Source organism: Wolbachia endosymbiont of Drosophila nikananu, assembly GCF_028981865.1.
Taxonomy (GTDB): Bacteria; Pseudomonadota; Alphaproteobacteria; order Rickettsiales; family Anaplasmataceae; genus Wolbachia; species Wolbachia pipientis_B.
Window position 1 is genome coordinate 1 of sequence record NZ_JAPQLL010000061.1, and the last position, 12685, is coordinate 12685.

General features: G+C 33.3%; 13 protein-coding genes and 2 pseudogenes. 8 read left to right on the plus strand and 7 right to left on the minus strand.

From position 1 onward, the window contains the following. Nucleotides 1-168: 168 nt before the first annotated feature. Nucleotides 169-1080: an acetylglutamate kinase gene (gene argB, locus OZD67_RS03755; RefSeq protein ID WP_182184158.1), complete on the minus strand. Its 912-nt coding sequence runs from the start codon at nucleotides 1078-1080 to the stop codon at nucleotides 169-171. Nucleotides 1081-1084: 4 nt separating this feature from the next. Beyond that, nucleotides 1085-1681, minus strand: coding sequence for a ribosome biogenesis GTP-binding protein YihA/YsxC (yihA, locus tag OZD67_RS03760; protein WP_375138154.1), 597 nt, complete (start codon nucleotides 1679-1681; stop codon nucleotides 1085-1087). A 95-nt stretch (nucleotides 1682-1776) separates the two neighbouring features. Here yihA and prfA point away from each other — a divergent pair, with 95 nt between their 5' ends. Continuing rightward, a complete protein-coding gene (prfA, locus tag OZD67_RS03765) occupies nucleotides 1777-2856 on the plus strand; it encodes a peptide chain release factor 1 (RefSeq protein WP_182182889.1) in 1080 nt (359 codons plus the stop codon). Nucleotides 2857-2867: 11 nt separating this feature from the next. Here the strand turns inward: prfA and OZD67_RS06160 are convergent. Then, nucleotides 2868-2993, minus strand: a pseudogene (locus tag OZD67_RS06160) (multidrug effflux MFS transporter); the annotation flags it as partial. A 16-nt stretch (nucleotides 2994-3009) separates the two neighbouring features. Here OZD67_RS06160 and OZD67_RS06620 point away from each other — a divergent pair. Next, nucleotides 3010-3093, plus strand: a pseudogene (locus OZD67_RS06620) (N-acetyltransferase); the annotation flags it as partial. Between the two features lie 284 nt (nucleotides 3094-3377). Next, complete coding sequence (locus OZD67_RS03770; RefSeq protein WP_182182891.1) at nucleotides 3378-4307, plus strand: AEC family transporter; 930 nt, start codon at nucleotides 3378-3380, stop codon at nucleotides 4305-4307. Between the two features lie 304 nt (nucleotides 4308-4611). On the opposite strand, the gene OZD67_RS03775 is transcribed toward OZD67_RS03770, so the two are convergent. The 3 genes from OZD67_RS03775 to OZD67_RS03785 form a co-directional block, all read right to left on the minus strand. Beyond that, entirely contained in the window at nucleotides 4612-4926 is a 315-nt protein-coding gene (locus tag OZD67_RS03775; protein ID WP_182182893.1) for an FtsB family cell division protein, read from the minus strand. Between the two features lie 49 nt (nucleotides 4927-4975). After that, nucleotides 4976-5104: a type B 50S ribosomal protein L36 gene (gene ykgO / locus OZD67_RS03780; protein WP_006279631.1), complete on the minus strand. Its 129-nt coding sequence runs from the start codon at nucleotides 5102-5104 to the stop codon at nucleotides 4976-4978. Nucleotides 5105-5173: 69 nt separating this feature from the next. Then, nucleotides 5174-5992, minus strand: a complete 819-nt coding sequence (locus tag OZD67_RS03785) for a pyruvate, water dikinase regulatory protein (protein ID WP_182184160.1) — start codon at nucleotides 5990-5992, stop codon at nucleotides 5174-5176. A 142-nt stretch (nucleotides 5993-6134) separates the two neighbouring features. Here OZD67_RS03785 and ccmC point away from each other — a divergent pair, with 142 nt between their 5' ends. Further along, the gene (gene ccmC / locus OZD67_RS03790) at nucleotides 6135-6845 is read left to right on the plus strand and encodes a heme ABC transporter permease CcmC (RefSeq protein WP_182182895.1); all 711 of its coding nucleotides are present in this window, start codon (nucleotides 6135-6137) and stop codon (nucleotides 6843-6845) included. A gap of 50 nt (nucleotides 6846-6895) precedes the next feature. Here ccmC and OZD67_RS03795 read toward each other — a convergent pair whose 3' ends face one another. Beyond that, nucleotides 6896-8566, minus strand: coding sequence for a hypothetical protein (locus OZD67_RS03795; RefSeq protein WP_182182897.1), 1671 nt, complete (start codon nucleotides 8564-8566; stop codon nucleotides 6896-6898). A 180-nt stretch (nucleotides 8567-8746) separates the two neighbouring features. Between OZD67_RS03795 and OZD67_RS03800 the strand changes: the two genes are divergently transcribed. The 4 genes from OZD67_RS03800 (at nucleotide 8747) to OZD67_RS03815 (ending at nucleotide 12667) form a co-directional block, all read left to right on the plus strand. Continuing rightward, complete coding sequence (locus OZD67_RS03800) at nucleotides 8747-10024, plus strand: adenylosuccinate synthase (RefSeq protein ID WP_182182899.1); 1278 nt, start codon at nucleotides 8747-8749, stop codon at nucleotides 10022-10024. A 150-nt stretch (nucleotides 10025-10174) separates the two neighbouring features. Further along, on the plus strand, nucleotides 10175-11683 hold the full coding sequence (locus OZD67_RS03805) for a hypothetical protein (RefSeq protein ID WP_259346591.1): 1509 nt from the start codon (nucleotides 10175-10177) through the stop codon (nucleotides 11681-11683). 161 nt (nucleotides 11684-11844) lie between these two features. Continuing rightward, complete coding sequence (gene infA, locus OZD67_RS03810) at nucleotides 11845-12108, plus strand: translation initiation factor IF-1 (RefSeq protein WP_164224845.1); 264 nt, start codon at nucleotides 11845-11847, stop codon at nucleotides 12106-12108. Then, entirely contained in the window at nucleotides 12086-12667 is a 582-nt protein-coding gene (locus OZD67_RS03815) for a Maf family nucleotide pyrophosphatase (RefSeq protein WP_182182900.1), read from the plus strand. The genes infA and OZD67_RS03815 overlap by 23 nt, the downstream gene beginning before the upstream one ends. The last annotated feature ends 18 nt before the right edge of the window (nucleotides 12668-12685 follow it).

The window sequence follows — 12685 nt, forward strand, 5'->3', positions numbered from 1 at the left end:
ACTACGTTGTTTTCTTGCTGTTTAATCTGCACAGATGAAGATAACTGAATACCTTCACTATCATGATAAGGGGGCTGGTGAGGCTTGTCAAGTAAGTTTTTTCGTTTCTATTCCCAAGAAAAGCTCGTCATATGGTTATGCAAGAAGCCTATTCGTGTAGTTGTCTAGTTATAAATCACTCACAATTGATATGCTCGAACTATTCTCAGTAAATAAATCAAGCATAATGTTAGGTATTCTACCATCAACTATGTGAACAACTCCAGCACATTCCTCTACCATTTTAGTATATGCCATAAGCCTTCCAATAAATTTTTCTCCTTGAATTTTACCACAATCAATCGATGCATTTAAATTTTTAACAGATATCTTCCTGCCACCAATTTTATCTATTTCTTCACCTGTATCGCTAAAGGTTATCATTTTAGATGCAGAAACTGCAATTGCAATTGTGCTTGCAGTGCTATCGGCATCAATATGATATGTTTCCCCATTTTTTCCATGACCAATTGGTGCAATAACTGGTATAAAATCTGATTCTTCAATAAAAAATAATATATCGGGATTGATTTCAGTGGGCCTACCGATGAATCCCATGTCTAGTATTTTTTCGATGTTATTTGATCTGTCTTCCTTAAGCGTAGTGCTTATCTTTTCAGCTTTTATTAAGTTGCCGTCTTTTCCACATAATCCAATGGCTGAACCACCAGCAGAATTTATATGCTGAACAATTTTTTTATTAACTGAACCACATAGTGCCATTTCAATGATTTTCATAGTGTCTTTGTCTGTAAGTCTGATACCATTCACAAACTTACTGTCCATACCCAGCATTTTTAACACTGAGTTAATTTCATATTCTCCGTCATGAACTATCACCGGATTTATACCAAGCTGCTTTAATAAGACAACATTATGCACAAAAGTATAGAATAGTGTTTCATCTGAGATCGTTACGCTGCCACATTTAATGACAAAAGTTTCACCCACAAAGCTAGGTATGCTAGACAGCACTTCAAGTAATATTTCTGCTTTTTGTTCAAATGATACTTCACCCTTTAAAAATTCACTACTTTTCATTTTTTTATCTTGTAAACTTGAAAAACTCATCTCTTACCTTGATTATTTTATGCTTAATACGTATGCTTATTTGATGAATTGACACATTCTCATTATTAATCCATTTTTGAGTATCTTCTAGAATGGCATCTAGGCTTTTTTGACTCACTTTATCTATTTTTGTTAGCACAACGTTAAAGTTAATATTATTATATGTTAACCAATAAATGAAGTCTTTGTCTATTTCTTTTAATCCTACCTTGCTATCTATCAATACAAACACTCTTCTTAGATTTTTTCTTTTAATTAGATAATACTCAGTTAAGTTTAAATATTGTATAATTTCCTCCTTACCTGCATGAGAATAACCATACCCTGGTAGGTCAACAAGTCTGAACTTATCATTGTACATAGAATAAAAATTTATTTGTCTAGTGCATCCAGGTTTAGAGGAAACTCTGGCAGCTTTTTTGCTGTTTATCAGTAAGTTGATCAGACTGGATTTTCCTACATTTGATCTACCAGCAAACGCAATCTCTGGAGCCGACTCATCTGGTAATGATTTCATGTCCGAAGCTCCAAATATGAAATTGCAGCTTGATGTTATCTGTCTTGCCATTATATTCAAGTAGAAGGTAGTAGATATATTATAGTGTTATTGCTTGATATAAGAAATTTTTTATTTCAGTATATATTACTTAGCTAGATCTGTACTATATGAATATAGAGAATAATTTACAAGACTTAAAGAAAAAATTTAGTGATATAGAAAGGAACTTGGAAAACCCTACCAAATTAAGTCAAAAAGAATTCATTACCCTTTCAAAGGAATACTCTGAGCTCAGGCCAATAATCAAGATAATTGATGAATATAACACGCTGAAAGAGGAAGTTTCAGACTTAGAAGAAATAATGAAAGATGAAAACAGCGAAGGTGATATAAAAGAGTTAGCAAAAGAAGAATTTTTCGAAAAGCACAAGGTATTATTACCAAAAGTAAAAGCAAAACTAAAGTTAGCATTATTGCCTAAAGATGAAGATGACTCAAGAAATGCAATATTGGAAATCAGAGCAGGTACAGGAGGAGAAGAAGCAGCATTATTTGCAGCAATGTTATTTCGTATGTATCAAAAATATGCAGAAAGAAGAAATTGGAAGTTCGAGCCAATAAGCATTTCTAATACAGGTATAGGTGGCTATAAAGAAGCTTCTGCACTCATTAATGGAACAGAAGTTTTTGCAAGGTTGAAATTTGAATCAGGAGCGCACAGAGTACAGAGAGTGCCAGAAACTGAATCCTCAGGAAGGTTACATACCTCTGCCGCTACTGTTGCGATATTACCTGAAGTAGAAGAAGTTGACTTTAAAATAGAAGAAAAAGACTTACGAATAGATGTTTATAGATCCAGTGGTCCTGGAGGGCAATCAGTGAATACAACTGACAGCGCAGTAAGGGTCACCCACTTGCCAACAGGGATAATTGTAATACAGCAAGATGAAAAATCGCAGCACAAAAATAAAGCTAAAGCGCTTAAAGTATTGAGGGCAAGGCTATACGAAATTGAAAGACAAAAAAAAGAAATGGAAAGGTCAACAATGAGAAAAAGTCAGATTGGCTCTGGTGATCGTTCCGAGCGCATAAGAACATATAATTTTCCACAATCAAGAATAACAGACCACAGAATTAATCTAACTTCACATCGGCTAGAGCAGATTATAAAAGAAGGTGAACTAGATGAATTTATTGAGGCATTAATCTCACGTAATGAAGCAGGAAGGCTGGCCGGGGAAAGTTAATCGCTCACATCTGTAAATTGAATTGTGCCTTCTGATACGTTAAAATAATGCACCATATCAGGAAAACTAGATACGGAAATGTCAATTTCAATGAACTTAGCAATTAGAGACAGGATTAACAAAGATGGTAGTAACATTTGAGATTTTTAATTAATGAATAAAAATCTCACATTTAAAGCGTTGAAAGAAGAACATTTTTTACTGTTATTAAAATGGTTAGAAACACCTCATGTGAAGCTATTTATTTCCTCTTACTTTTTCAACAGTCCGTCTAAATTACCACAAGCAGTTTAATTTTTCATCATTATTCAAAAATATGCAAGAAGCTTTATAGAAACTTAACATAATTTTATCATAAAAATGTCATTCTTAAGTCCTATGTAAAAACAAATTTTGGCACTAAGTGAATCTTTTTTAATTAACTATGAGCTGGATAAATTGGAAAATAAATTTTGTTTACTTTTATAATACCTTAAGATCTAATATCACTTTATCAGTCAAAAGTATCACAATAGGCTAGTATGTTCCTTACTCTTTTCCTAAAAATATTACCTATTTATATTACAATATTTATTGGTTATTTAGCAGGAAAATGTCTTAAAATTGACAGAAACACTATATCTCAAATACTCTTTTATATAGCTAATCCAATAGTGATTTTATATGGAGTCTCTCATACAGAAGTTAATTTAAAAGTAATTTCTCTGCCGATTTTGATATGGTTTATAGGTAGCACTATGTCCTTATCAGTGTATTATCTTTCTTCTTTTTTATTTAAGGATAACACGAGAAACATATTAGCGTTTAGCTCGGGCAGCACAAGTATGGGTTATTTTGGCCTGCCGATAGCCATGGCTTTATTTGATGAAGATTCAGTATCTGTATATGTTGTTTGTTATATAGGAATGGCGTTGTTTGAAAATAGCTTAGGATTTTACATAGCCGCAAATGGTATTTATACCGCAAAAGAATGCATATTAAAGTTGTTCAAACTTCCTTCGCTTTATGCGATGGTTCTGGGCTTCTTTTTAAGTATATACGATATACAAATACCTACTTTTTTAACAGATGTTATGATGAATATTAGAAGTACATTTGTTACACTAGGAATGGTGCTACTTGGAGTGAGCATTGCGAATATTACAAGCTTTAAAGTAAATTGGAAGCTTGCTTTGATCACTATTACAGCAAAGTACGTATTCTGGCCATTATTTGTTTTAGGAATCGTTCTTATAGACAAACATGTTATAGGTGTATACGACGAGAGTATATATAAAGCACTGATGTTGCTAGCTATTATTCCAATTTCTGGGTCCAGTATAATACTTGCTAATATTTTGAATTATCAACCAGATAAAGCTACTCTGTTGCTTCTAATCAGTACTGCAGTGGGACTATTTTATGTTCCACTAATAATATCATTATTTTTCTCTAAACTTGTTCCTTTTTGATCAAAAATTTAAGCGCTTGCATAACCATATGAAAAATCAATAGCCCACTTTTTTGTCATTCCAGCGCATGACGCTGGAATCCAGGAAAAAGGATGATGTCATTCCAGTCTGGGATCCAGCCTTCCTGCAATCTCATCGAAAACATTGTAACCACTTTCTATGCTAGTTTGCTTATGAGCAACCTGGATCCCAGACTGGAATGACATCATAGGGGCACTGGGATGACAAAGGAGGGCAGTGTCAGCTATTGGAATGACAAGAAAGGAGTGCTGGGATGACAGTAGGTAACGCAAGAAGTCTACCGCTATTCCACGTCAAGAACAACCATAAGTTCATCAGGGTTCACATAACCTAAAGCATTTTTTGCTTGCTCATCAAGCAGATCTAAATCTAAGCTTTTTTTATATAAGCCAAATACTTTGTTGTCCAACTTTTTCTTTTCAGAAGAGACATCCTTTAGCAAAAGTTTATTGTACTCGATTTCTTTTTTTAAGTCTATTAGCGTCAATAAGCCACGTTTACCTGTAATTGTGCTAATGCTGAAATATAATGTAAGAGAAGAAATGAGCAGGGCTGCGCTTAAACACAGTAACTTTTGCTTCTTTTTAGATATAAGCACCGTACTTTCACATACAAGAAATGTATAATATGAAAAGGTGAACAAAAAGCTAAGAACCTTGACGCGCTTTACATCTTGGCTTTACCTTGTTTATAATGTAAATCTTACCACCCCTTTTCACAACTTTACAATTTTTATCTCTGTTACGATGAGATTTTAGCGACCCTTTGACTTTCATATCTATAGTAAGAATTAAATTACCTTGCATTATGATCACTTACAGAGAGTTAGTCAATTGATAAATTTTTCACATTTTATTAAAATACTGTATAATTGTTGCTGATACTTCTTCGATTGACTTTTGCGTGACATCAATAATTGGCCAGTTATTCTGCTTAAATAGTTCCTCTGCTTCTTTAATTTCCTTTTCTACTTTCTCAGGATTAGCATATATATTGTTATCTTCGTTATTAATTGAAGTAAGTCTATTTTTGCGTATTTCTATTAGCCTACTTACGTCTATTGTTACCCCTATCGTTAGTTTATTTTTTAATTTTGCCAAGTTGACATAAAAGGGTACTCCACTAACAAAAGGAATATTTGCAACCTTATAGCCTCGATAAGCTAAATACGTACTGGTGGGAGATTTTGATGTACGTGAAACTCCAACCAAAATTATATCTGCTTTATCAATATCTTGAATACTTTGTCCATCATCATGATTAATAGTGTAGTTTATTGCCTCAATGCGCTGGAAATATTCGTTATTTATCTCAGTATGCAAGTCAAGCTTTTCGTCTTTTTCAATTTCAAGATAGGACGAAATTTCTCTAATAATATGTGATAATATTGCTCTATAGGGAATTTTCAACTTTATACAGTTATCTTTTAGATATTTTCTTAGCTCATCATCAGTAATAGTGCATATAACAAAGTTATGCTCATCACTTTTCTTATTAATTTCCTCCAAAATTTTGTCAACCTGCTCTTCTCCTTTCACAAAAGACCAAACATATTCAATTGTTTCTACAGAACGAAAGTGTTTCAGAGCTGATTTTGCAACTGATATAACAGTTTCACCACTTGAATCTGATACTAAGTGTAGATTAAGCTTTTTAAGGGTCATCAACGTTATACTAAAAATAATAGCAAGCAATCTGCTACTGAAATTGTGCTAATTTATTATACTACGTAAATATAGAAAAACTATCTTGTTGATAAAACTCAAACTAATTGATAAATTCTTAACACAATTATTCTCAAAACGAATGTTTTTATTAAAGCCTACAAATTTCACTTCTTTTTCTAAAAAAGCACTACCTTGGATTGGGATTATTTGTTTCGCATGTTTTTTAATTGGAATGTCTTTGGCGTCATTCTTCTCCCCAGAAGATTATAAACAAGGAGAAATTGTACGAATTATGTACATTCATGTGCCTTCTGCATGGCTTGCTCTTGGAATATATGGATTAATTGCATTACTCAGTTTCATTTCGTTGGTATGGAGCAATAGCATTGCTGGTGTTTTAGCGCATGCTGCTGCTCCTGCAGGGACAGTCTTTTCTGCAATATGCTTAATCACAGGTAGCATCTGGGGAAAAGGAACCTGGGGCACTTGGTGGGTATGGGATGCAAGGCTTACTTCAATGCTAATTTTATTTTTCCTATATGTTGGCTATCTTTCATTGTGGAGTGCTTTTGATAATGAAGCGAGGGCAGAAAAATCAGCAGCAGTATTTGCCATTTTTAGTGCTATAAATATTCCTATAGTAAAATTTTCTGTGAATTTATGGTCTACTCTCCATCAGCCAGCAAGCATTTTGAGAAGAGGTGGAGTAGCAATAGAAAGTTCTTTGCTGTTGCCACTCATTGTAATGTTTATGTTTTGTACCACATTTTTTTTAGTAGTGTGGATACTGTATTCGCTTTACTTAATTAATTTATATAAGATAAAGAGAGAAATTAGTGTGCGGTATTAGATAGTCTTGCAATTCTATAGAAGAGTATGCTAGAGAGCCTACCAGTCTCTTTAATGTAAATGCCCATGTGATTCCATAGATAATCTCTGTTTTTTTATTCTATCTGTCCATTTCTCATTTTCTATACCTTGTTTGTTGTCTACTTTTTTTTCTTGCTCAACAATTGCCTTATCCACCTTCTGATGAACTGCATCAATTGCATTAATCGCATTTTTTTCTTTGTATACTTCGCTTTTTCCTTCAATAATTAAATTGGTAAAAATATTTACAACAAACTGCACTTGATTATGATTAACCTGACCTTTTATCAAAGAAGGTAAAGATCTTAATTCCATTATATGTTGACCTATGTTATTCTCTATGCCTTCTGTATGCATTAACTTTATTGTTTTATCATTAGATTTTTTCAATACTTCTGATGCTGTTTTACCTTGAAAGGAAAGCCCTAAATTATCTGCTACTTCACTTATTAATAACTCTCTGTTTTCTTTATCATCTTCCAATTTAGCATAATCACTCAATAGATCCATAGCGGTAGACACCTTGATTGCAACAAAATCATTAGTATCTTCTAGAGCAGAGCCTGATCTCAACAACCTATCTCTGAGATTTTCGCTTAAAAGATTGATAAACTCTTCATTTGCATCCGATCCTGTAGTAGATATTGTACCATCTAAATAGTTGTTTACTTTGATTTGAGTACCTAAGCTATGATCTATTTGTATTTTTGTCTCAGGTTTAAATCCTAATTTTGCACAGAATTTCTGAAAATATTCTTTAATAATGTCAAACAAGGTCTTGCCATTGTCTTTATAGTTTTTCAATTCTTCAGGAATAGTAAGTGATAATTTACCTTCTTTATATGTTATACTATTTTTACCATCTTGAGATTCAAGTGTGAATTCTAATGAGCTGGATAGGTCACATATTTTCTCTTCCGGATTGTCAATCGTGGTTATAGGCATTGCCATATCAGACGTCACTTTTATGCGGTTGTGGTCAGTGCAGTAAATGTTTAGCGCTTTTTTAGGACTGTGTGGAGTTAAATTACAACTACTGAGTGCGGCATGAGATTCATTAAATATACCAGCTCCATACCCTGCTTGATTACAATTAGTGACTAGCTCTTCTAAAATAGCATTACTTGGAACTTCTGCTCCAGCGTATCTAAACATTTTCTTGAAAACTTCTTTTGCAAAGGAACGGTAATCCTTGTTTTCATCTCTCTCTGTAGGTAATAGATGGATATACCCTTGGCCAACATTGTAAAATTCTTCAAATTCTTTCTTATATGAATCGGTTTTTTGATGATTGGCAGTTTTGGGATTTTCACGGTGATTTTTCCATAGCTCACCCAATGCATTACTTACAAGCTCTTTCTCAATATCTTCAAATACTGAAGCAACAAATGCTTTGCCATGATCCGTATCTATTTCTCTTGTTCCTTTTTTGTTAAATATTTTGTCATTATATATATCATCACTATTAAAAAGTTCGCTTTTGCGGTGCTTAGCTCCTTCCTTAAGTGCAATAATAAAATTTTTATCTATTTCTTTTCCGTTAATAATAAAATTCATCCTTTGAAAATCTAAGAACATTGTTTCACCAGAATTTGCTAATTTATTAGCTTGATCTGCTCTTAATTTATTAAAATTGAACTCTTTAGCTGTGGTCTTTAATCTAACTGCTGGACTCTTATTATTTCCCTTTGCCTCTTTCATAATTAATACCTCACTGTAAAAGTATTGTAAATTATATTATATAATGATGAATAATCTGATAATATATTAAGAAGATCGATAATATATTTCTTTATTTTAGGAATACAGGGAAGGCGTAGATTTCTCTTTTCATTTGTAGCATGCTGCATTAATATTTACGTATTAATCTAGAAAATAGTGATGAATAATATTGTAATTGTTGGTCTGCAATGGGGTGACGAAGGCAAGGGTAAAATAGTAGATTATCTTTCTGAAAACGCAGATGTAGTTGTGAGATTTCAGGGAGGAAATAATGCAGGGCACACTATAGTAATAAATGATGAGGTTTATAAATTAAATTTACTGCCCTCTGCTGTTTTGAGAACGGGCAAAATATCTATTATAGGAAACGGTGTTGCTCTTGATTCACATGCTCTAGTCTCAGAAATAGAGTCATTGAAAGTTAAAGGAGTGGACGTAAACTATAACAACTTGATGGTATCCGAGAGCTGTCCATTAATACTTAGCGTACATAAGGACAAGGAAAAGCTATTTGAAGATCTAAACGGAAATCACAAAATTGGTACAACAAACAAAGGGATAGGGCCATGTTATGAAGATAAAGTTGGCAGGAGAGCTATACGCCTTTGTGACTTAGAAAACGCAGATGAGCTTAATCAAAGAGTGGATGCTCTCCTGAGTTACCACAATGCCATCAGAAAAGGCCTTAACTACCAGGTGGTTAAAAAAGAAGAAATATTAAAGGAAATTCGACAGATTTCAGAAAAAATTCTTTTATATAAAAAACCTGTGTGGAAGATACTAAATGACTTTATGAAAGGAGGTAAGAAAATAATATTTGAAGGCGCTCAAGGCGCATTTTTAGATATCGACCACGGAACTTACCCTTTTGTTACTTCAAGTAATACCGTAGCATCGCAAGCGATAACAGGCTCAGGATTATCCTCCAATGCTTACATTATTGGTGTGGTAAAAGCTTATACAACAAGAGTGGGCAATGGTCCATTTCCTACTGAACAAAATAACGAGATTGGTGACAGCTTATTTTCTATAGGCAAGGAACTTGGAACAGTAAGCAATAAAAGAAGGCGCTGCGGATGGTTTGATGCAGTTTTAGTGCGCCAAGCTGTGCAACTCTCTGGAGTTTCAAGCATTGTATTAACCAAATTAGATGTTCTTGATTCTTTTGATACAATTAAAATATGCATTGGTTACAAGTACAGCGGGAAAATGTATGATTATTTACCCGCATCACATTCAATACAAAAGGAATTAGAGCCAATATATGAAGAGTTTCCTGGCTGGAAAGAAAACACTCAAGGTAAAAGGTCGGTTGAAGCATTGCCTATCAATTTAATAAAATATATAGAAGGGTTAGAAAAATTAATAGGTATACCAATTCATCTAATTTCAACTAGTCCAAATAGAGAAGATGTTATTAAGCTTAAAAATATATGAAAACGTCTTGTTAACTTTTATCCAATAAAAAAAGGTACTTGTGTAATTTCAAACAGTCTATTATGCAAGGTAGTACTGTAAACGTACAGTGAGCAGTGTGGTTTTTTTTAATATATGTTATAATATAAATATAGTTAAAGGAGGCATATTATGATTGCAGATTTGACTAAGGGAGACAAAGCAGCAGAGGCAGGAAAAATAGGTGATCAATTTGAAAAGCATTTTTGTATTGGACCAACTTCACTGAATAGGGAAGTTTATTACTCTACGCTTATCTACCATACATTCAAAGAGTTATATTCACAATTAGGTGATATCTCTTATGCTAATAAAACGAGATCAGAAAAAGAAATAATCGATTTTTATGTTCTACCTCAATTTGCACGTTTTAAAGAAATTATTGATGAAGGTATAAAAAAAGATCCTTCGTTTGCAAATTCTGCTATTGTAAAGTTTTGCTACTCAATTATAAAAGATAATAAATTACTTAAAGAATTAGAAGAAGTTAGTATTCCTGCCAAAAACTCCAGTGTAAAGGCAAGGATAAGCTTTCAACTGAAAAATCTGAAAGAAAAGGTGTGGTTCTTAAGAGAACTAAAGAAAAAAAAGAATTTCACTTACGTGCAGGGGGCTTTTGGGGATGAATGGAGTTTTTATGACCTAATAAACGATAGAGATTTTAAACAAACGTACATAGATAAAGCAGTAACAGAGTCTGTTAATAAGAGCTTTAAGGAAGATATAGATAAATGTATAGAGTTGGCAGAGCAGGGAAAAAAAGCTGCAAGTAAATATTTTGAGAGGAAAGACGTAGAGCTTCAAGCTTATTACACAGAAACTGATAACGCTCATAGAGTTTTGAATGTTAACCTTATTAATTACAATAGAAGTGAGCCAACAAGAATTAGTGACATTTTACAGCAAGAGAAAGAATTGAATATCTATTGCAATAAAAAACATGAAATATACGCTTATCAAGAAGATAAGAAAAGATATTATAAATTTAAAGAAGGCGCATATTATGGAATGACAAGCACTTGGCCTGCAAAAGATGGATCAGGAATGTGTACCATGATTATGAATGTGAGTAGCGATGGCATAACTGAAATACTAAAATTTAATGGCGAAGATTTTGTGTCATCGGAGGAGATCCTAGAATTAATAAAGCAAAACGATGAATTATATATTCAAGGTCTCTCCTTATATGATGCTGTAATGAAATCACTAGAAAAGAGTAAGGCTGCTGATGTTGTACCTACTGCTAATAATAATTTGCAAAATGAATCTATAGTGGCCTATCAGGACAAAGAACCAGAGGGGAAATTAGACCCTAAAGTTGATGCTGAAAATAGCCTTATTGAAGAGTCAGAAAACAAGTATGAAGAATTTCCAGAAGATATGATGCTTACACTTGAACTCACTAAAGATAATGCATGCAATGATGATGACATTATAGAAATGCTTAATGGACTAAAAGAAAAAATTCGTATTGATGGACAAAGGAGCCTCAACGATCAATTTTATATCCTAAAGGGGGCGTTTCTAGTGAGCTTGATAATGAGTCTTATGTTCAACAACAAAAGGAGAAAGGATTATCCAGATCTTCAAGCCTTGATAGCGATGAGGAAAATTGTGATAATGATTTATCTTCTAAAATAAGTTCTATAAGTTCTGTTGAGAAGGTGGCAGAGAGTAGAAACGTAGGTAAGGTTATTGGAGGTTAAGTAGCAACTTAAGTTGGGTGCAAAAGGTCTTTTGTGTTGATAATAATTTAAAATCTATAGTAGACTGAAAAAGATTATTAAATTATAATATAACATATGATAAAAGACGAGAAATCGAAAACAATTTTTGAAGTGGAAGGGGCAGTAACTGCTTTACTACCTGCAGCAGAATTTAGAGTGAAACTGGATAATGAACATGAGATTATCTGTCATGTATCAGGGAAAGTGAGAAGAAGTAAAATACGCATTATTATAGGGGATAGGGTGTTAGTTGAGATGAGCATTTACGATAGGAATGCGAAAAAAGGTCGGATCATTAGAAGGCTTAAAGGTACAAGTGACAGAACGATCTCTAAATAATCTTATTCTTGCTTCATCATCGAAAAGGCGTATAGCTTTACTAAAACAAATCAATATTAAGCCAGGCTTAGTTTTGCCAGCAGATATAGACGAAACTCCTTTGAAAAAGGAACTTCCGAAGGATTACTCAATCCGTATGGCAAAAAGTAAAGCTGAGAAAATACAAAGTTCAAATCCAAATTACTTTGTGCTTGGTGTTGATACAGTTGTTGCTTGTGGTAGAAGGATATTGCTTAAAGCTGAAAACGTTGAGCAAGCAGAAAAATGCATCCGCTTGTTATCAGGAAGAAGGCATAGAGTATATACTAGTGTGTGTCTATTAACTCCCGATCAATCTAAACAACATATTAGAACTGTGGTTACGATAGTGAAATTTAAACGTCTCAGTGAACAAGAAATTAAGTATTATTTAGCATCAGAAGAGTGGAAAAATAGGGCAGGGGGATGCAATATACAAGGCCTAGCTGGGATGTTCGTATTGTTCTTACGCGGCTCCTACTTTTCCGTTATAGGGTTACCATTACATGAAACCTATTGTTTGCTAAGTAATTATTTTTAACTGGGAGTGTTAAATAAA

Coding starts and splice junctions, on each gene's coding strand:
- ccmC (WP_182182895.1), top strand. CDS start 6,135: ATGTTTTTATTAAAGCCTACAAATTTCACTTCTTTTTCTAAAAAAGCA.
- argB (WP_182184158.1), bottom strand. CDS start 1,080: ATGAAAAGTAGTGAATTTTTAAAGGGTGAAGTATCATTTGAACAAAAA.
- OZD67_RS03795 (WP_182182897.1), bottom strand. CDS start 8,566: ATGAAAGAGGCAAAGGGAAATAATAAGAGTCCAGCAGTTAGATTAAAG.
- OZD67_RS03770 (WP_182182891.1), top strand. CDS start 3,378: ATGTTCCTTACTCTTTTCCTAAAAATATTACCTATTTATATTACAATA.
- prfA (WP_182182889.1), top strand. CDS start 1,777: ATGAATATAGAGAATAATTTACAAGACTTAAAGAAAAAATTTAGTGAT.
- OZD67_RS03785 (WP_182184160.1), bottom strand. CDS start 5,992: ATGACCCTTAAAAAGCTTAATCTACACTTAGTATCAGATTCAAGTGGT.
- OZD67_RS03805 (WP_259346591.1), top strand. CDS start 10,175: ATGATTGCAGATTTGACTAAGGGAGACAAAGCAGCAGAGGCAGGAAAA.
- infA (WP_164224845.1), top strand. CDS start 11,845: ATGATAAAAGACGAGAAATCGAAAACAATTTTTGAAGTGGAAGGGGCA.
- ykgO (WP_006279631.1), bottom strand. CDS start 5,104: ATGAAAGTCAAAGGGTCGCTAAAATCTCATCGTAACAGAGATAAAAAT.
- OZD67_RS03800 (WP_182182899.1), top strand. CDS start 8,747: ATGAATAATATTGTAATTGTTGGTCTGCAATGGGGTGACGAAGGCAAG.